Consider the following 18,860-nt stretch of genomic DNA (forward strand, 5'->3'; position numbering starts at 1 on the left):
ACTGGTTTGAGAATTCCAGTGGTTAGCTTTGTTTAACATAGGAATTCTCATAGTGGGATTTTATCGGCATCCCGTAGAAACATCTAATCCATATCATTAGATATATATGAAAATTGATATTATATTCTTTTTACAAGAATATAATATCAATTTTCCACTTCCATGTCAACAATTTTACGTATATTTTTGTTTATTTATTTTTTATTGTTCGTATTTTAATAGTGACCATTTTCAAATATGTGTCTTATTTCTTCTAGATTGTCAGTTTTTCCAAGGGCTAAAATAAGCTTTATTCTAGCCTTCTGACCTGGCATACTCTCTCCAAGTATAACTCCCATATTTCTTAATTGTTTTCCGCCACCTTCATATCCATAGCTATCAAGAACTCTCCCCTTGTAACATCTAGATACTATAACTATTGCAACTCCTTTACTAATAGCTTTCTCTACTGATTTAGCCATTAATGGAGGAATATTTCCTCTTCCCATAGCTTCAATTACGATCCCCCTTACTCCTTTATCTACACAAAAGTCTATAAGGGTTCCATCCATTCCCGCACAAGATTTAATTAAATAAACATTATTCTCTATTCTATTTGTATCAATATATTCTTTAGCTATACTTTCTCTATAAAACCTAACTTCATTGCTGTCTACAATTCCTATTGGTCCAAACTCAGGACTTTGGAAAGTGTTTAAATGCATTGAGTGAGACTTAGTAACCTCACTTGCACAATTAAGCTCATTATTAAGACATACCATTACTCCCCTACTTCTTGCAGCCATAGATGTAGCCGTACAAATAGAAGCTGCTAGGTTAGCTGGTCCATCATATCCTAATTCCGAACTATTTCTCATGGATCCTGTCACAACTACTGGCTTTTCACTTTTAATAGTTAACTGAAGAAAATAGGCTGTTTCCTCTAAAGAGTCAGTACCATGAGTAACAACTACACCATCTACATCATCTCTATCTAGAAAAGTTTTAACATAGTTTGAAAGTTCAAGCATAATGTTCGGTGTTATATGAGGGCTTGGCAGACTTGAAAATGTATACGATTCCACTTCTGCATAAGACTCAATTCCAGTTACCATAGACATTATTTCTTCTCCCGTTAAATTAGGTACTGCCGCTTTTATCTTTTCATCAACCTTCATTGATATTGTTCCACCGTTAAATATAACAACAACTTTACTCATAATTTATGTACCTCCCAAATATTTATTATCTCTAATTATAAAGCAAAAGATAATAACCTTATTTTGATTATCTCTTTATCCCGTATTTAATTATATATCTTTACTTCCTATATTGTAAGATAAAACTTTCAAAGTTCAAATTTACACTTATTTAAGCCTTTTACATAAATAAATATATTATAATGTATATGATTATACAATACACTTTTAAAAAATAAAAACAACAATATAGTTTTGAAATCATTGCAATCTCAAAACTATATTGTTGTATGCTCATGAAAAATATTCCATTTCACATTAGATAATTATACAAATAAGCCCACCATTTCCTTCATTTATTATTTTTTGAAGGGTTTTTTGAAGTTTAACTTGAACATCTTCTGGCATTTTATAAAGTTTATTTTGAAGACCTTCCTTGACTAACTCCTCTAAGGACTTACCAAACATATTACTTTGCCAAATTTGTGATGGATCATTCTCAAATTGTTCTAGGATTGATTTGTAAAATTCTTCACTTTGTTTTTCACTACCCATAATTGGCTGAATTTCAGTTTCAATATCCGCCTTAATTAAATGTAATGATGGTGCCGAAGCTTTTAATTTTACACCATACTGATTTCCTTTTTTAACAATCTCAGGTTCCTCAAGTTTCATCTCTGTAAGTTGAGGAGCCACAAGACCATATCCAGTTTCATTAACTTCTTTTAGAGCATCTGCTATTTTATCATACTCAATTTTAGCTTTGTAGAAGCTTTCCATGATACTTAACAAATCATTTTCATTTTTTATATCAGTGTTACAAATCTCTCCAAGAATTTTATAGAACAATTCATGCTTAGGATTTATATTAACCCATGAGGTGCCTTCACCCATATTCATTTCTTTAACCTTTATGTCTGATAAGAATTCTATTCCCTTAAAGGCATCTAAGCATCTTTTCACATCTCTAACCCTATAGATATCCTTACACATTGCCTTTAAAATAGTCATTATGTTGACTTTTAACCAATGTGATGAATTTAAACTTTCCATCCATTGTGGCATATCTATATTTATTTCTTTTACTGGGAATTCTCTTAGTACAGTATCAAATATTTGTGCAATTTCACCTTGACCAATATTCATTACATCCATAACCTTAACAGGGACATCATACTTTTCTTGAAGTTCCCTTTGTAGTTCCTTACTTCCCTCAGAATCTGGATTCACAGTATTAAGAATCATTATAAATGGTTTATTTATCTCTTTTAATTCATTTATAACTCGCTCTTCAGCCTCTACATAATCATCTCTATTTAGCCCAGTAATACTACCATCAGTGGTTACAACTACACCAATTGTAGAGTGATCTGTGATAACTTTTTTTGTACCTATTTCTGCTGCTTGCTCAAATGGAATTTCATAATCATGCCATGGTGTAGAAACCATTTTAGGTACTTCATCTTCCGTATACCCAAGAGCATTTTTTACTATATAACCCACGCAATCAACCATTCTAACCTTAAACTTTACTCCATCTTCGAATTGAATTTCAACAGCTTCATTAGGAACAAATTTTGGTTCTGTGGTATGAATAGACTTTCCAGATCCACTTTGTGGAAGTTCATCTTTTGCTCTTTCCTTCTTGTGAGGATTTTCTATGTTAGGTATAACCATTAGTTCCATAAACTTTTTAATAAAAGTAGACTTTCCTGTTCTCACTGGTCCTACTACCCCTACATATATATCCCCTTGAGTTCTTTCTGCTATATCTTTATATATATCAAAATTTTCCAAGGCTACCCTCCCGCAACTACTTATTAACATTATATATATATTGATACTAATTCTATATTATGCCTTATAGCTTTAAAAAAGTTTTCTTTACAGTAAAATAACTACACTAATGTTATTAGTGTAGTTATTTTACTTATAATTATTTAGTATTTTTCTTATTGATTATATTAATTATCATCATTAACATAATCAATAAGTTCTTCCAATGTTAAGTCCTTATCATTACATAGCTTACTAATTGTTCTATTTCCTATATACCTATAGTGCCATGGCTCATAACTATATCCAGTTATATTCTCCTTAGTTTTTGTATACCTTAAAATAAATCCATATTTATATGCATTTTTCAAAGCCCACGCACCTTCCTTTGTATCCTCAAAAGATTCATTAAGTTCAAACTGCATACTCTTACTAGTTATGTCTATAGCAAGTCCAAGCTGGTGTTCACTGGCTCCCGGTTTCGCCACATACTCACTATCTTCACTTCCTTTTTCTGTAGTCTCCTCTGAATGAAGATATTCTTGCTCATTAAATCCTCTAAAGCCATTACTTAAGAATAAATTTATACCTTCTTGCTGTGCATCATAAAACATTTGTTCTAAATCCTCTACAACATCTGCTCTAACTAAATTCCTTTCACTCTCTCTAGCTGTAACTAAACTAATATTAGGTGTAACCAAATTATTAGGAATATAATATTCATCTACCAAATTCTCTTTATTTGCCAATTTAAACAAACCCGTTGTATCATTATCAATAATTTGTTTTACTTCTACAATCTCAGCATCGGTTAACGTAGATATACTTATTTTTGGTACTTCATCTATTTTATTTGTATCCTTCTCTTTATCCCTATTGCTTACTTGAATTTCTTTATTTATATCTAACTTATCCTGATTATCATTAAATAATCCATAGTATTTTAAATTTCCTTTATAGCCATCTAATATAAGACCTACCATTATTCCTAATAAAAACAGCAATCCTATAATTATTGCAGCCCCTGTATTAAACCCTGACTTCTTTCTATAAAAAGCATCCTTTTTCTTGTAAAATGCATTTTTCCCACTTTTATGGCTATTATTTTTCCATTTATAATTTAACATATAATTTGTATCCTCCTATATCAACTTATATCTAAAAAATTTTTTACTCAAGATAATATTTATTCTCATTTAATCTTATTTCTTAACATTATATCAAAAATAAAGCTATTCTCAAAATAAAATATTTCAAGAATAGCTTTATTTAATAAAGTTTTACATTTCATGGTTTTCTTCTTTATGTCGTCTACCCATAAGTTCAGTTACAGCACTATTAGGATTCTTACCTTCAAACAATACTTGGTATAAAGCTGTAGTTATTGGCATATCAACATCTGTTCTTGATTTCAATTCATAGAAGGCTTTAACTGCTTCAATTCCCTCTACTACCATACCTATCTCTTCTACAGCTTGCTCTGCGGTTTTACCATTTCCAATTAAAATACCTGCTCTTCTATTTCTACTATGCATACTAGTACATGTAACTATTAAATCTCCCATACCAGTAAGCCCATAGAAGGTTTCTGCCTTTCCTGAAAGCTTAGTACCAACTCTTATTATCTCGCTCATACCACGAGTCATAAGCGCAGCCTTAGTATTGTCTCCATATCCTATTCCATCGGATATTCCTGCTGCTAGTGCAATTATATTTTTAAAAGCACCACCAATTTCTACACCAATCAGGTCATTATTTGTATATACCCTAAATGTAGTATTACTAAATATATCTTGTATCTTTTTAGATGCTATCCTATCATTAGATGCAGCAGTTACTGTTGTAGGTATATCTCTTGCTACCTCTTCCGCATGACTGGGTCCTGATAAAATTACTATAGGATGATTTTTGATCTCATCTTCTATAATTTCTGACATTCTTTTCAATGTGTGCTTTTCTATTCCTTTAGCTACAGTTACAATTATTTCATTCCCCTTAAGAAGTGGAGCTATTTTTTTTGATAGCTCTCTAATAGCCTTTGATGGCACTGCAAGAACCACTACTTCACTATCTACAAGAGCTTCCTTTAAATCGCTATAGGCAGTAACATTATCAGGTATAGTTATTCCTTCAAGATATTTTGAGTTCTCTCTTTCATTATTAATCTCACTAACAGCACTTTCTCTATGACACCAAATAGAACATTCTAATCCGTTTTTAGAAAGAAGTACAGCTAATGCTGTCCCAAAACTTCCTCCTCCAATAAATGAAACCTTACTCATATTACCCCTTCTTCCCTATTTTTTTAATTTAATCTTATTAATAAGAATGAGAATAAATATATTATTTATTCTCATTCTTTAAATTTAATTATTAATCTTCTTTTCTTTTTCTAAATATTGTTCTTATTCCCGTTCCCTTAAACTCAAAACTTTCTCTTAATCTATTTTCAAGATACCTTTTATAAGAGAAATGTAGGAGATTTTCATCATTTACGAAGAAAATAAATGTAGGTGGTTTTATATCAACCTGAGTTACATAGTATATCTTCATTCTTTTTAAAGCAACTATTGGTGGCTCATTCATAAGTACAGCTTTACTCACTACATCATTCAATATTCCTGTAGAAATTCTCTTAGTGTAGTTATTATAACATTCCTTAGCCATTGAAAGAACCTTGTTTACTCTTTGACCCGTTAGTGCAGATATAAATATGTAAGAAGCATATGGCATAAATGATAATCCTCTACCTATTCTATCTTTATATTCCTTCATGGTTTTATCATCTTTTTCAATAAGATCCCACTTATTAACAACAATTATTATAGCTTTGTTAAGTTCATGTGCATATCCAATTATCTTTTCATCTTGATCACTTAATTCTTCTGTAGCATCAAGAACTAGTATAGTTACATCAGATCTTTCAATTGCAGTTAAAGTTCTGATAACACTATATCTTTCTATCTCTTCTTTAATTTTACTTTTTCTTCTTAGACCTGCTGTATCTATTAAAATGAATTTTCCTTCATCAGTTTCAAGCTTACTATCTATTGCATCTCTTGTTGTACCTGGAATGTCACTAACTATGTTTCTAGTCTCTCCTAGAAGCTTATTGATTAGAGATGATTTTCCTACGTTTGGTTTTCCAACCATAGCAATTTTTATGTATTCTTCATCTTCTTCATTACCTACAATCTCATCAAAATGAGATACTACTTCATCAAGCATATCTCCAAGACCTAATCCTTGAGTTGCAGAAATAGTAACCGGATTTCCTATCCCTAAATTATAGAACTCATAAGAATTATCTTCAAGTTCTCTTCTGTCTATTTTATTTACAACTAATACTACCTGTTTCCCAGATTTTCTTAGCATTTGAGCTACTTCATGATCTGCTGGATGTAATCCTGCTTTTCCATCAACTATAAATACAATAACATCAGCTGTTTCAATAGCAATGTTTGCTTGTCTTCTCATCTGAACCATAATTATATCTTCATTAGCAGGTTCTATCCCACCTGTATCTATGATTGTGAAGTTATGTCTAAGCCACTCTGCCTCTGCATAAATTCTGTCTCTAGTAACTCCTGGTGTATCTTCTACTATAGCAATTCTCTTTCCTGCTAGCTTATTAAAAAGTGTAGATTTACCTACATTTGGTCTTCCAACAATTGCAACTACTGGTTTTCCCATATTAATCCTCCCTTAAGTGTTCGTTGATTATAGAGATTAAATCATCTCCTGTAAAATCACAAACAATAACTTTTCTATTTAATTCTTTGGCTAAGTTCTCTACAGTGTAATCATCTAACAATATTAACTCATCAGAATCTGAAAGCTCATATCCTTTTCTAATAATATTATTAGGAACTATTACGTACTCTCCAACTTCTCTATCCTTTAATGTATTTATTATATCAGCACCAGTTAAAAGCCCTGTTACTGTAATAGTTTCTCCAAAAAATCTATTTAATATCTTTTCAACTGAAATATTTATATCTTTATTTACCTTTTGTATTTTTCTTTTTATCTCTTCTATTTGAGGATAAACTAAAGCACCTGTTATCATTGTAAAGGATCCACTTCCACTTGTTTTTAGGTCCTTAATTGTTGCATCAATGGTTTGGTGTAATAATGTTACCATTCCAATTCCATCTTCAATTTGACCAAACCCTTCATAATGATCGCCACTTGGTAATGGCTCTTCAGATACTATATAAAATTCATCAGATAATTTTACAAAAGATGTACCTACCTCAGCATAATATTTTTCTTGAAGCTTTTGAATTAACTTAACTTGTTCTAAAGATGTTTCCTTTGTAAATAGCTTAAGCTCCCTTAGTCCCTGTCTATGTTTTGTAATTCCTAAAGGCACTACTGCAACATTATTAACATTTGGATACAACTTATATAAATCTTCCACTGTTCTAATTAATTCTTTATCATCATTAATTCCTGGACAACAAACTATTTGAGTGTTGATTTTTATTCCTGCATAAGCCAACCTCTTTAGTATATCATATATTCCACCTGCAAACCTATTATTAAGCATTCTAACTCTTAATTCTGGATTTGTTGTATGAACAGACACATTAATTGGACTTATTTTATACTTTATTATTCTTTCAATATCTTCTTCCTTCATATTTGTTAATGTTAAGAAGTTTCCTTGAAGAAATGATAATCGTGAATCATCATCTTTAAAGTAAAGAGTTTCTCTCATTCCCTTTGGAAGTTGGTCTATAAAGCAAAAAATACAATCATTATGACAACTCATAGGTTTATCTAATATTCCTTCTCTAAATACTATACCTAAGTCCTCATCATAATCTTTTTCTATTTCAATTTCCCAGATTTCGCCATCAGCCTTTTCTATTTCTAAAACTAACTCTTCATCTGTTATTAAATATTTATAATCAATTATATCTTTAACTTCATTTTCATTTATACTAAGCAGCCTATCCCCAACTTCAATTTCTACTTCTTCAGCTATAGAATCGGGAATAATCTTACTTATTTCATTTTTCATATTCTATCTCCTTTATTATATAAGTATTTATTCCTATATTAAAACTATTTGTAATACTTATTCTATCCTAAGCAATAGTACTTATATTCAGTATGATTATACCTGCTTATGTTATATTATATCAATTAACATTACTAGTCAATGTTACTCTTTTAAAATTATACTAAAGATACCTATTTTCCCACCAAAAACTATTAAGACATGTTAAAATAAAAACTTGCACAGTAAAAAAGTTGACTACTAAATATTGCAGTCAACTAATGTCTTAATAGATGGAACCTATTCCTAATTTAAATTTAATTTTTCTCCAGTTTCTAAATACACTGTCCATTCACAAATATTAGTAGTGTGGTCAGCCATTCTCTCTAAGAATTTACATACAAATAAGAATTGACTAGCTTGATGGATAGTACTAGAATCACTTCTCATTATAAGTAATAGCTCATTAAATATATCTTTGAATAATATATCTACTTGATCATCCATTTTACATACTTCATAAGCTCTAGTTACATCTCCAACTACATACACTTCTAGGGCATCTTTAATCATCCGCTGAACCATTTTAGCCATTTTAGGTATGTCTATAAGTTCTTTAATATATTGTTCCTTTGTAAGCCTCATTGCAACCTTCGCTATATCTACCGCATGGTCTCCCATTCTCTCTAAATCTGTTATTATTTTAGTGGTTATAAATATTCTCCTTAAATCAGTTGCTAAAGGCTGTTCTGTAGCTAGAAGTTTTATACACGTATTTTCTATTTCTTCTTCATATTTATTTATTATATCATCTTTTTCAATCACACTCTTAGCTAACTTTTCATCTTGATTTTTTAACGCTTCTATACTATCTTCTATTTGTTTTTCTACTTCATCACCCATTTTAAGCAGTTCTTGATGTAATTGTTCAAGTTTAGAGTCAAAGCTATTTCTTGTCATAAATTATCACCTCTCAATTTTAATAGTATCTGAAACCTTATCTATATTTTATTATTAAATCCAATAAATAACTTCTGATTTATAAATATAAACCTTTGAGTATTGCTTAGCCGAATCTTCCTGTTATATAATCTTCTGTTCTTTTATCTTGAGGTTTATGAAACATATCTTCTGTCTTACCATATTCAATAATCTCTCCATTTAAGAAGAAAGCTGTTTTATCTGAAATACGCCCTGCTTGTTGCATATTGTGAGTTACTATAACTATTGTGTACTTTTCTTTAAGTACATCCATTAACTCTTCTACCTTTAAAGTTGAAATAGGATCTAGTGCTGAAGTCGGCTCGTCCATTAAAATAACCTCTGGCTCTATCGCTATAGTTCTAGCAATACAGAGTCTTTGCTGTTGTCCACCGGAAAGCCCCATAGCACTTTTCTTTAGTCTATCCTTTACTTCTTTCCAAAGAGCTGCCCCTTCAAGTGATCTTTCAACTATTTCATCTAATTTTTTCTTATCCTTTATTCCATGTATTCTTGGTCCGTATGCAATATTATCATAGATTGACATGGGAAATGGGTTTGGTTTTTGAAACACCATTCCTACTCTTTTTCTTAGTTCTATCTCATTTAAATCCTTATAAACATTTTTACCTTCGAAGAATACATCACCTTCTATTGTAACGCCGTCAATTAAATCATTCATCCTATTTAAAGTTCTAAGAAATGTAGATTTACCGCACCCCGATGGCCCTATTAATGCTGTTACACTATTTTTTTCTATATCTATATCTATCTTCTTTAATGCATGATTGGTTCCATAATATAAATTAAGGTCTTTTGTAGATATTATTGACATTTATTTTCCTCCTATTTACCATCTAAATATTTAGATATATATGATATTCCATTCTATAAGCTTTTCCACTGTATATACCATTAAATTTTTTCTTTATTTATAGTCTTTGTAATTCCCTTTGCAATAAAACCTAGTATTAAAATTATAAAAATCAATACAACTCCAATTGCCGCTGCCAGTTGTATATTTCCAGTTTCTTTAGTTACTAAGTATGCATGAACAGTAAGTGTTCTACCACTAGCCATAATACCTTTTGGCATTGAAGCTACTGTACCCGCTGTCAAAAGTATTGCCGCAGACTCTCCTATAATTCTTCCAATAGATAAAATAACTCCTGATAATATTCCTGGCATAGAACTTGGAACTATAATTTTATATAATACTTCAAATCTAGTAGAGCCTAAAGCTATTGCACCTTCTCTATAACTTGACGGTACTGTTTTTAACGCTTCCTCTGTCGTTCTAATAATTACTGGTAAAACAATAATTGCAAGAGTTAATGATCCTGAAAGTATTGAGAATTGTAATTTCAATGCAGATACAAAGAATACAGTTCCAAATAATCCATATATAATTGATGGTATTCCTGCAAGACTTTCTGTAGCAAACCTGATCAATTTTACTATTCTACCTTGTTTTGCATATTCTTGTAGATAAATTGCTCCTCCAATTCCTATTGGTATTGATATTGCAAGTGAAACTACCACAGTTAATATTGTTGTAACTATCATTGGAAATATTCCTCCACCACTTGTAGGTGAATAATCTCCAAATATAAATTCAAAGTCTACAAGGCTAAATCCTTGCTTAAATATATACCCAATAATAACTAAAATCACTGCTATTGTTAAGGATGCAGATAACCACAGAATTGTTTTTAAGATATTATCTTTTACTTTTCTCATTCTAATTACCTGCTCTTTCTGAGATTTTTGCTAGTACAAAATTTAGTAGTAATATAAATGAGAATAACACTACGCCTGATGCAAATAACATTTCTTGATGTGTTCCAAAGGCATATCCCATCTCTAATGCTATATTGGTAGTTAATGGTCTAACCCCATCTGTTATGCTTGTTGGTATAATGGGACTATTTCCTGCTACTAGTATAACTGCCATGGTTTCTCCTATTGCTCTACCCATGCCAAGGACAACTGCTGTTAATATTCCAGACTTACTAGCTGGTAAAACTACTTTAAATATAGTTTCTATCTGTGATGCCCCTAAAGCAAGAGATGCTTCTTTATAATACTTTGGTACTGACTTAATTGCAGTTTCAGCCACTGAAATTATTGTAGGTAACATCATTATAGAAAGCACTGTTATAACTGCAAGTAAACTCTGACCTTTAGGTAAATTAAGTCTTTGTTGAACTGCTGGAACAATTACTCCAAGAGCAAATACCCCAAATAGCACTGAAGGAATTCCAGCTAAAAGCTCTACTCCCTGAGACATTATTTTAGATACTGACTTTGGTGCTATTTCTGCAATAAACACAGCCGTTAATATTCCTATTGGCACACCTATAACAAGGGATCCTAGAGTTCCATAAATTGAAGCTAGTATCATAGGTAAAATACCAAACTTATCCTCGGTAGGTACCCATTCTGTTCCAAATATGAAATTAGTAAAGGAATATCCCTTAGATACAAATGGGGTTAATCCTTTATAAAATACAAATCCTATTATTATTAACAAACTTATAACAGCTACTAAAGCACAAACCTTGAATATATTTTCAGAAAAAGCATCTAAAACATACTTTGTTCCCTTCATTCTCTTTTGATTACTTTCCTTACCTGTCTCCCTTGACTTAATTGCCATATAATTAACCTCCGATTCAAGTTCAATAGGCATTTGAGAAATATGTCTCTTCCCAAATGCCCATTTCATTGCAAGGTATCTAAGCTACCTATTTAACTTTTATTCCACCTGATTTTCCAACAATTTCTTGTCCAGCATCGCTTAGTATATAATCTATAAATTTCTGTCCTTCTTCTGTTAAACCCTTTTCTGTATAAACTACTAAGAATGGTCTTGATAATTTATATGTTTTACTTACAACATTTTCTGGTGTTGCTTCCACTTCTTCAACTTTTAAAGCTTTTACAGAATCATCAAACTGTTCAAAAGAGATATATCCTATTGCATTTTCATTGTTTGCAACTGTAGTTTTAACATTTCCATTTCCATCTGCTATTGTTGCTGATGGTTCTAATTCTCCTGATTTGAATCCAACTATTTCTTGGAATGCATCTCTAGTTCCTGAACTCTCATCTCTAGATACAACTACTATAGGAGCATCCTTTCCCCCAACTTCTTTCCAGTTTTTTATTGCTCCTTTGTATATTCCTTTTATTTGTTCTATAGTTAAGTTAGTTACTTCATTTGATGGATGAGTTACAATTCCTATTCCATCATATGCTATTGCTGTTTCACTTAATGAAGACTTTTCTTCATCCTTAAGCTCACGAGATGCCATTCCTATTTCACTAACACCTTCTATTGCATTTTTAATTCCTGCAGAAGAACCAATTTGTTGTACTTCTATAGTAACATTTGAATTTTCTGTTTTATATGCTTCAGCTTGTTTTTCCATTAATGGTCCAACTGATGTTGATCCAGAAATTTTAATTGTAACCGTTTTTGCCGTATCATTTGGAGCTACATTTGTTCCTTCATTTTTACCACCACATCCTACAAGTAATCCCGTAGTCATTGTTGCAACTAATGTCATAATTATCATTTTCATTGATTTATTTTTCATTTTAAATCCTCCTCCAAATTGTTTTTTAATTTCCCTTACAAAACTTATTTTATACTAAGTTAGTTAAGTGATTATTATACGTATATTAAGAATAGTTTACTTATATTAAGAAAACTTAACATAGAGTAGATCTTATAATATATAGATTTCAACATAAATTTAATGTAGAAACTAAATTGTAACTTATCTAGTTTTCACTCCTACACCACGTCCTTTTGTAATTAAAAAAAGACTATAAACCACTTATAGTTTATAGTCTTTTCTCAAAATATATTTTTATACCTGTTGTGCTAATTAAATCAACTCAAAATATATTTATTGTAATTAAACAAAATAACTCCACCAATGATAACCGTAGTTTGCACATTTATGGTTTTATGGTTTTATACTCAAATGTCAATTTTTTTAATTCTAATTATCAAAACTATAAGGTATTGTTATTATAAATTTAGTTCCAACGCCTAAAGTGCTTTCCACCTTTATACTACCATTAAACCCGATAAGTATATGTTTTACTATTGCAAGACCTAATCCAGTTCCTCCTTTAGCTCTAGATCTAGCCTTATCAACTCTGTAAAACCTCTCAAAGAGTCTAGGAATAACTGCTGTATCTATTCCCATTCCGGTATCTTGAACAATTATTGTGAAATCCCTATCCTTTGCAATCTTTGTGATTGTTACCTTATCAAAGTTCTCACTATACTTTATGCCGTTATCCACTAGATTAATAAGCATTTGCTTAAACTTGTCTCTATCACCTAGTATATTAGGTATATGGTCACCTACTACATTCATGTGAATTTGTTTTTTGTCTCCTGTATTTTTCATAAGATAAAATACGTCATCTATAACCTGATTTATATCAAATACTTCTTTCTTAAACTCTTGTTTATGTTCAATGTGAGATAAAAGTAAAATATCAGATATAAGTCTTGTAAGTCTTTCAGCTTCTTCATTTATTATATTCAAAAATTTATTTTTAGTTTCATCATCATCTACATCCTTTAATGTTTCTGCAAATCCTCTAATAGATGTAAGTGGTGTTTTAAGTTCATGAGATACATTTGCAACAAACTCTGTTCTCATATTTTCCAACTTCTTTAAATCGGTAATGTCCTGTATAACTGCAACTGCACCAATATGTTGATGGTTGTTAATTATTATATCTGCAGTTTTAACTCTCAGTACTTTACTTATAGGATCAATCAATCTAAACTCCTGTGTCTCTCTGTCTCTCATTGAAAATATGTCTTTAAAGTCTATATCATTGCATACCTGTTGAACCGGCCTTCCAACCACGTCATCTTTAATATTAAATATATTTTTTGCATAGTTATTAATGGTTATAATATTATGATTATTATCAATAGCAATTACTCCATTTTCCATGCTCTGAAGTATAGCTGAAAGTCTATTTTGCTTTTCACTAAGTTCATGTAAGCTAAGTTCAAGTTCATCCGCCATATGATTAAAGTTCAAAGCTAGTTGACCAAGCTCATCATTAGTAGTAACCTTAACTCTTCTACTTAACTCTCCGTTTGTAATCATAGATGTTATAGAATCCAAATCACGAATAGGTTTAACTATTATATATGATAACTTATTTGAAATCCAAAGAGATATAAAAATTATCATTATAATTGCAATTCCATACCATACCATATATGTACTTTGTAATCTATTTATAGTTTTTACTCCTTTTGAAATTCTAATGACTGATCCATCCTCCATAGCTATAGCATAATAAATAACAGATTTTTTCTCCGTTGAACTGTACCTTGTAATGGATCCCTCACCATTTTTCCTTGCCATAATTATTTCTTCTCTATTGTTATGATTAGTTAATACCTCTTCATCCGTAACAGAGTCAAATATAACCTCTCCCTCACCACTTATAACAGATACTCTAATTCCTAGATTACTAAATCTAGCTATTATATTAGCAGCATTATTATAATTTTCACCGTCCATATACTGACTCAATAAATAACTATATCTACTTAATTCTTTTTTTGCATTATATTCTCTCTCATGGGTGTATATGGCATAAAACAACACTATTGTGAATACTAACATAAAAACTAATGCTCCGAATACACTTAGCATTAGTCTTCTTTTCATAGTTCCATTTAATTTATCTTTCATAGCTTTCTCCATAATTAAATTTATATCCAATACCTCTAATAGTTTGTATATACATTGGATTCTTATCATTTTCTTCTATCTTTTGTCTTAAATGTCTAACATGAACATCAACTGTTCTTGTTTCTCCAATATATTCATATCCCCATATTTTATCAAGTAAAAAATCCCTAGTCATTACTCTCCCCTTATTTTTCATAAGTATTTCCAGAAGTTCAAATTCCTTCAAAGTGAGATCTACTTTTTCACCATTTTTACAAACCTCATGTTTTTGAAAATCTATACTTATATCCCCAAATTTAAAACTATTGTCCGTTTGCTTAAATCCTGCTCTTCTTAAAATAGCCTTGGCTCTTGCAACTAATTCTCTTACTGAAAATGGTTTAGTTATATAATCATCAGCACCAAGTTCTAATCCTAATATTTTATCTAGTTCCTCACCTTTAGCAGTAATCATAATTATTGGTATAGTCTCTGTAAATGGGTTTTTACGAATTTCTTTGCATACTTCTAGTCCATCTTTTCCAGGTAACATAAGGTCTAGAAATATTAAATCTGGCTTGTCATTCTCAGCCATTTTCAATGCATCATTCCCATTATCAGCTGTTAAAACCTTAAATCCACTTTTCATCAAATTGAACTTAATAAGTTCTTGAATATGTACCTCATCATCAACTACTAATACTGTTTTTTCCATAATTATTTTACCTCCAACCCATGGGTAAATACAAATGAAAATAATCTCCCATGAGACTCTTCTTGCTTTCTATATGAATATAGTTTTATATTATCACTGCAGTATGTGCATAAATTTAAGCATATTATATTATCAGTTTTTATTCCTTGCTTAATTAATTGTACTTCTACACATTTCTGTAAATCTAAGTTTCTACCATAGTTAATGATTTCATTTTTGAATACATCACAACTCTTAAATGTATTAATTAGCTCTTCACTAACCTGATAACAACAACTTTTATTGTGTGGACCTATAAACGCCTTAATATTGTTTTCAGTACAACCATAACTATTTTTCATGGTTCTAATTCCCTCTGTAACTATATTATTCAGTGTTCCTTTCCAACCACTGTGGAGAGCTACTATAACTTTTTGTTCTTCATCCACTAAAATTATAGGTACGCAATCAGCAGTGAAAACACCTATTATAGTATCTTCTTCAGAGGTCACTAAACCATCACCATCTAAATTTATTATATTTCTATTCCTTTTATATTCATGAACAATAGTTCCATGAACTTGATTTAAATAAATCACTTCTTTAACATTAAACCATTCTTTAAGATTTTCTAAGCTTTCCTTACCTACTTCAATATTTTTATTAAAATTTAGATTCTTCTTACCTGTAGAAAATCCCACAGTTATGTTATTTTTTAAAGAATAGATTATAAATTCATAACCATCAACATTATACAGTTTCATATTGTTTATCACCACTTAACCTTTTTATCTCTTCAATAAAACTATTAATATCATCAAATTTTCTATATACTGATGCAAATCTTATATAAGCAACCTCATCCATATCTTTGAGATTATTTAGTATTAATTCCCCAATAGCCTCAGAACTTATCTCACTAGTCATTGTATTATTAAGTTTCTTTTCAATAGAATTCACTAAGTTCTCTACCTCTATTCTTGATATAGGACGCTTTTCACAAGCTCTAATTACACCATTTATAATCTTATCTCGATTAAAAACCTCTCTAGTTAAATTTCTTTTAATAACAAATACTTGAATATCTTCTATTTTTTCATAAGTAGTATACCTTTTATTGCACCCAAGACATTCACGTCTTCGTCTTATTGCAACCTCATCTTCTGTTGATCTGGAGTCCACAACCTTACTTTCTTCTCCACTACAATAAGGACACTTCATAATACTCACATCCTTTTAGTTTTTTATTGATCACTGTATTTGCCTTATTCTATTCATGTAATGGTTAATACTTTTAAATAATATTTTCATATTTAATTTTAATTATATCTATATATGAAGTTTAGTAACCTATCTTATATTATAATTATACACAAAGTATTTACTATTTGTATATAATTAATTATTTTCCTAACTATTTTCAATTATTCCTTCTCCATCTACAAGTATTACATCTATTCCTACCTTTTTAATTCTATCCCATGGCAATTCTATATCCTCATTTTTAGAAAACCATCCTACTTTTTGAGTTGGAATAATTATCGATTCTAGTTTATATTCCTCACAATTTACCTTAAAATCCTTTATATAGCCTAACTTTGTTCCTGTATTAATATCTATAATTTCCATTGTCTTCAAACTATTTACAGCAAACATTGAAGTCTCCATAAAAACGCCTCCTCTTTTTAATATCAATTAATTTATATTCAATTTAATTGATTATAGAACAAAAAAGAGCCTAGGCTCTTTTTTGCACACATTATGAAATTATATTCATATAAAATTTAGATTAAACTAGCTCTTTATGATATCAACTACACAATAAATTTTTATAGTAAAATTATTGTAAATTGTATCTTTAAAACTATTAAGAATTTTCTACCTGTACTTATTCATCTTATACGTGTTTTCTCATATGTTTTAATGCTGTCTTTTCTAATCTTGAAACCTGAGCCTGAGATATTCCAATCTCATCAGCTACTTCCATTTGGGTTCTTCCCTGAAAGAATCTTAAATTCAAAATTAATTTTTCTCTATCCGTAAGTTTTTTCATTCCCTCTTTTATAGAGATGTTTTCAAGCCATCCATCATCTAAATTTTTACTATCACTAATTTGATCCATTACAAATATGGCATCTCCACCATCATGGTATATAGGTTCAAACAGTGAAATAGGATCTTGAATTGCATCAAGGGCAAATACCACTTCTTCCTTAGGTATCTCTAATTCTTTTGCAATTTGAGATATGGTTGGTTCCTTATTATCTTTATTAACAAGTTTATCTCTCACCTGCAAAGCTTTATATGCAATATCTCTTAATGATCTGCTTACTCTAATAGAGTTATTATCCCGAAGGTACCGTCTAATTTCTCCAATTATCATCGGTACTGCATAAGTGGAAAATCTCACATTCTGACTCAAATCAAAATTATCTATAGCCTTCATAAGTCCTATGCAGCCTACTTGAAATAAGTCATCTACATTTTCCCCTCTGTTATTAAATCTTTGAATTACACTTAATACTAATCTCAGGTTTCCTCTTATAAAGTCCTCTCTGCAGGTTTTATCACCCTGCTTTATTTTGATTAGTAGCTCTCTCATTTGTTTTTCTTTTAATACAGGTAGTTTCGAAGTATTAACTCCACAAATTTCCACTTTATTAATCATCATAAGGTCTCATTCCCTTCAGAATAATTACATTAAAATTATCTCCTGAAGTAGTTTTTTTTATACTACAGACAACCTTATAACATTTTATTAATTTCTTTTTGTAGCCTTTTAATTATTCTTTTTTCTAATCTAGAGATATATGATTGAGATATACCAAGCATGTCAGCCACTTCTTTCTGAGTCTTTTCCTGAATTCCATTTAATCCAAATCTAAGTTCAATAATTTCTTTTTCTCTACTATTTAATTTATTCATAGCTATTCCAAGAAGTTGTCTATCTACCTCTTCTTCTATATAGTTATACACCACGTTACTATCTGTTCCTAATATGTCTGATAATAAAAGTTCATTGCCGTCCCAATCTATATTTAATGGTTCATAAAATGATATTTCAGTTTTAATTTTATTATTCCTTCTCAAATACATAAGAATTTCATTTTCTATACACCTAGAAGAATAAGTTGCTAGTTTTATTTTTCGCTCTGGTGCAAAAGTATTTACGGCTTTAATTAGGCCTATAGTTCCTACTGAAATTAAATCCTCAACATTTACTCCTGTATTTTCAAACTTTCTTGCAATATATACTACAAGCCTTAAATTTCTTTCAATTAGAATAGATCTTATACTTTCATCACCCATCTCCAAGTTTTCAACTAAAACTTCTTCTTCCTCCTTTGTCAATGGCGGTGGTAGGGCATCATTTCCCCCTATGTAATAAATAGATTTTGAAAACATACCAAATCTACTTAATATCCTGCTTAACATACTTTGAACCTTATTCTTTATATTTGCAAATGTTTTTAATACTTTATTCATTTAAAACTCCC

18 protein-coding genes and 1 riboswitch are annotated in these 18,860 nt (G+C 30.3%); all 18 genes read right to left on the reverse strand.

Annotation, left to right across the window (positions count from 1 at the left end; translation table 11 throughout):
• Positions 1–30: 30 nt before the first annotated feature.
• Positions 31–130, reverse strand: a riboswitch (purine riboswitch).
• Positions 131–215: 85 nt separating this feature from the next.
• The 18 genes from RSD37_RS05605 to sigE all read right to left on the reverse strand — a co-directional run bounded on the left by RSD37_RS05605 (position 216) and on the right by sigE (position 18,849).
• Positions 216–1,199, reverse strand: coding sequence for an asparaginase (locus RSD37_RS05605; protein WP_346945723.1), 984 nt, complete (start codon positions 1,197–1,199; stop codon positions 216–218).
• 297 nt (positions 1,200–1,496) lie between these two features.
• A complete protein-coding gene (spoIVA, locus tag RSD37_RS05610) occupies positions 1,497–2,975 on the reverse strand; it encodes a stage IV sporulation protein A (protein ID WP_346945724.1) in 1,479 nt (492 codons plus the stop codon).
• Positions 2,976–3,142: 167 nt separating this feature from the next.
• A complete protein-coding gene (locus tag RSD37_RS05615; RefSeq protein ID WP_346945725.1) occupies positions 3,143–4,081 on the reverse strand; it encodes a M15 family metallopeptidase in 939 nt (312 codons plus the stop codon).
• Between the two features lie 153 nt (positions 4,082–4,234).
• Positions 4,235–5,236 carry an NAD(P)H-dependent glycerol-3-phosphate dehydrogenase gene (locus RSD37_RS05620; RefSeq protein WP_346945726.1) on the reverse strand — a complete coding sequence of 334 codons (1,002 nt, stop codon included), beginning with the start codon at positions 5,234–5,236 and terminating at the stop codon, positions 4,235–4,237.
• Positions 5,237–5,327: 91 nt separating this feature from the next.
• Positions 5,328–6,647, reverse strand: coding sequence for a ribosome biogenesis GTPase Der (gene der, locus RSD37_RS05625; protein WP_346945727.1), 1,320 nt, complete (start codon positions 6,645–6,647; stop codon positions 5,328–5,330).
• A 1-nt stretch (position 6,648) separates the two neighbouring features.
• Entirely contained in the window at positions 6,649–7,983 is a 1,335-nt protein-coding gene (locus tag RSD37_RS05630; RefSeq protein ID WP_346945728.1) for a DUF512 domain-containing protein, read from the reverse strand.
• Positions 7,984–8,268: 285 nt separating this feature from the next.
• Positions 8,269–8,922 carry a phosphate signaling complex protein PhoU gene (gene phoU / locus RSD37_RS05635; protein WP_346945729.1) on the reverse strand — a complete coding sequence of 218 codons (654 nt, stop codon included), beginning with the start codon at positions 8,920–8,922 and terminating at the stop codon, positions 8,269–8,271.
• Positions 8,923–9,028: 106 nt separating this feature from the next.
• Positions 9,029–9,778 carry a phosphate ABC transporter ATP-binding protein PstB gene (gene pstB, locus RSD37_RS05640; protein WP_346945730.1) on the reverse strand — a complete coding sequence of 250 codons (750 nt, stop codon included), beginning with the start codon at positions 9,776–9,778 and terminating at the stop codon, positions 9,029–9,031.
• Positions 9,779–9,858: 80 nt separating this feature from the next.
• Positions 9,859–10,683 (reverse strand): phosphate ABC transporter permease PstA, encoded by an 825-nt coding sequence (gene pstA / locus RSD37_RS05645; RefSeq protein WP_346945731.1) that lies wholly within the window; start codon positions 10,681–10,683, stop codon positions 9,859–9,861.
• Position 10,684: 1 nt separating this feature from the next.
• Positions 10,685–11,554: a phosphate ABC transporter permease subunit PstC gene (gene pstC, locus RSD37_RS05650; RefSeq protein WP_346945806.1), complete on the reverse strand. Its 870-nt coding sequence runs from the start codon at positions 11,552–11,554 to the stop codon at positions 10,685–10,687.
• Positions 11,555–11,690: 136 nt separating this feature from the next.
• The gene (locus RSD37_RS05655; protein WP_346945732.1) at positions 11,691–12,545 is read right to left on the reverse strand and encodes a phosphate ABC transporter substrate-binding protein; all 855 of its coding nucleotides are present in this window, start codon (positions 12,543–12,545) and stop codon (positions 11,691–11,693) included.
• A 411-nt stretch (positions 12,546–12,956) separates the two neighbouring features.
• The gene (locus RSD37_RS05660; protein WP_346945733.1) at positions 12,957–14,690 is read right to left on the reverse strand and encodes an ATP-binding protein; all 1,734 of its coding nucleotides are present in this window, start codon (positions 14,688–14,690) and stop codon (positions 12,957–12,959) included.
• Complete coding sequence (locus RSD37_RS05665) at positions 14,680–15,387, reverse strand: response regulator transcription factor (RefSeq protein WP_346945807.1); 708 nt, start codon at positions 15,385–15,387, stop codon at positions 14,680–14,682. The genes RSD37_RS05660 and RSD37_RS05665 overlap by 11 nt, the downstream gene beginning before the upstream one ends.
• Positions 15,387–16,127: a peptidoglycan editing factor PgeF gene (gene pgeF, locus RSD37_RS05670; protein WP_346945734.1), complete on the reverse strand. Its 741-nt coding sequence runs from the start codon at positions 16,125–16,127 to the stop codon at positions 15,387–15,389. The genes RSD37_RS05665 and pgeF overlap by 1 nt, the downstream gene beginning before the upstream one ends.
• The gene (gene nrdR, locus RSD37_RS05675) at positions 16,114–16,584 is read right to left on the reverse strand and encodes a transcriptional regulator NrdR (protein ID WP_346945735.1); all 471 of its coding nucleotides are present in this window, start codon (positions 16,582–16,584) and stop codon (positions 16,114–16,116) included. Before nrdR ends, pgeF begins: the two co-directional genes overlap by 14 nt.
• 189 nt (positions 16,585–16,773) lie before the next feature.
• Positions 16,774–17,031, reverse strand: a complete 258-nt coding sequence (locus RSD37_RS05680) for a YlmC/YmxH family sporulation protein (protein WP_346945736.1) — start codon at positions 17,029–17,031, stop codon at positions 16,774–16,776.
• Positions 17,032–17,260: 229 nt separating this feature from the next.
• The gene (sigG, locus tag RSD37_RS05685) at positions 17,261–18,034 is read right to left on the reverse strand and encodes an RNA polymerase sporulation sigma factor SigG (protein ID WP_346945737.1); all 774 of its coding nucleotides are present in this window, start codon (positions 18,032–18,034) and stop codon (positions 17,261–17,263) included.
• Between the two features lie 74 nt (positions 18,035–18,108).
• Positions 18,109–18,849, reverse strand: a complete 741-nt coding sequence (gene sigE, locus RSD37_RS05690) for an RNA polymerase sporulation sigma factor SigE (RefSeq protein ID WP_346945738.1) — start codon at positions 18,847–18,849, stop codon at positions 18,109–18,111.
• Positions 18,850–18,860 lie beyond the last annotated feature (11 nt).

Source organism: Clostridium sp. (assembly GCF_036646415.1).
Lineage (GTDB): Bacteria > Bacillota > Clostridia > Clostridiales > Clostridiaceae > Clostridium_J.

What these genes read in the sequence shown, in the direction of transcription:
- RSD37_RS05605 (WP_346945723.1), bottom strand. Translation starts at nt 1,199, where the DNA reads ATGAGTAAAGTTGTTGTTATATTTAACGGTGGAACAATATCAATGAAG.
- RSD37_RS05615 (WP_346945725.1), bottom strand. Translation starts at nt 4,081, where the DNA reads ATGTTAAATTATAAATGGAAAAATAATAGCCATAAAAGTGGGAAAAAT.
- RSD37_RS05620 (WP_346945726.1), bottom strand. Translation starts at nt 5,236, where the DNA reads ATGAGTAAGGTTTCATTTATTGGAGGAGGAAGTTTTGGGACAGCATTA.
- der (WP_346945727.1), bottom strand. Translation starts at nt 6,647, where the DNA reads ATGGGAAAACCAGTAGTTGCAATTGTTGGAAGACCAAATGTAGGTAAA.
- RSD37_RS05630 (WP_346945728.1), bottom strand. Translation starts at nt 7,983, where the DNA reads ATGAAAAATGAAATAAGTAAGATTATTCCCGATTCTATAGCTGAAGAA.
- phoU (WP_346945729.1), bottom strand. Translation starts at nt 8,922, where the DNA reads ATGACAAGAAATAGCTTTGACTCTAAACTTGAACAATTACATCAAGAA.
- pstB (WP_346945730.1), bottom strand. Translation starts at nt 9,778, where the DNA reads ATGTCAATAATATCTACAAAAGACCTTAATTTATATTATGGAACCAAT.
- pstA (WP_346945731.1), bottom strand. Translation starts at nt 10,683, where the DNA reads ATGAGAAAAGTAAAAGATAATATCTTAAAAACAATTCTGTGGTTATCT.
- pstC (WP_346945806.1), bottom strand. Translation starts at nt 11,554, where the DNA reads ATGAAGGGAACAAAGTATGTTTTAGATGCTTTTTCTGAAAATATATTC.
- RSD37_RS05655 (WP_346945732.1), bottom strand. Translation starts at nt 12,545, where the DNA reads ATGAAAAATAAATCAATGAAAATGATAATTATGACATTAGTTGCAACA.
- RSD37_RS05660 (WP_346945733.1), bottom strand. Translation starts at nt 14,690, where the DNA reads ATGAAAGATAAATTAAATGGAACTATGAAAAGAAGACTAATGCTAAGT.
- pgeF (WP_346945734.1), bottom strand. Translation starts at nt 16,127, where the DNA reads ATGAAACTGTATAATGTTGATGGTTATGAATTTATAATCTATTCTTTA.
- nrdR (WP_346945735.1), bottom strand. Translation starts at nt 16,584, where the DNA reads ATGAAGTGTCCTTATTGTAGTGGAGAAGAAAGTAAGGTTGTGGACTCC.
- RSD37_RS05680 (WP_346945736.1), bottom strand. Translation starts at nt 17,031, where the DNA reads ATGGAGACTTCAATGTTTGCTGTAAATAGTTTGAAGACAATGGAAATT.
- sigG (WP_346945737.1), bottom strand. Translation starts at nt 18,034, where the DNA reads ATGATGATTAATAAAGTGGAAATTTGTGGAGTTAATACTTCGAAACTA.
- sigE (WP_346945738.1), bottom strand. Translation starts at nt 18,849, where the DNA reads ATGAATAAAGTATTAAAAACATTTGCAAATATAAAGAATAAGGTTCAA.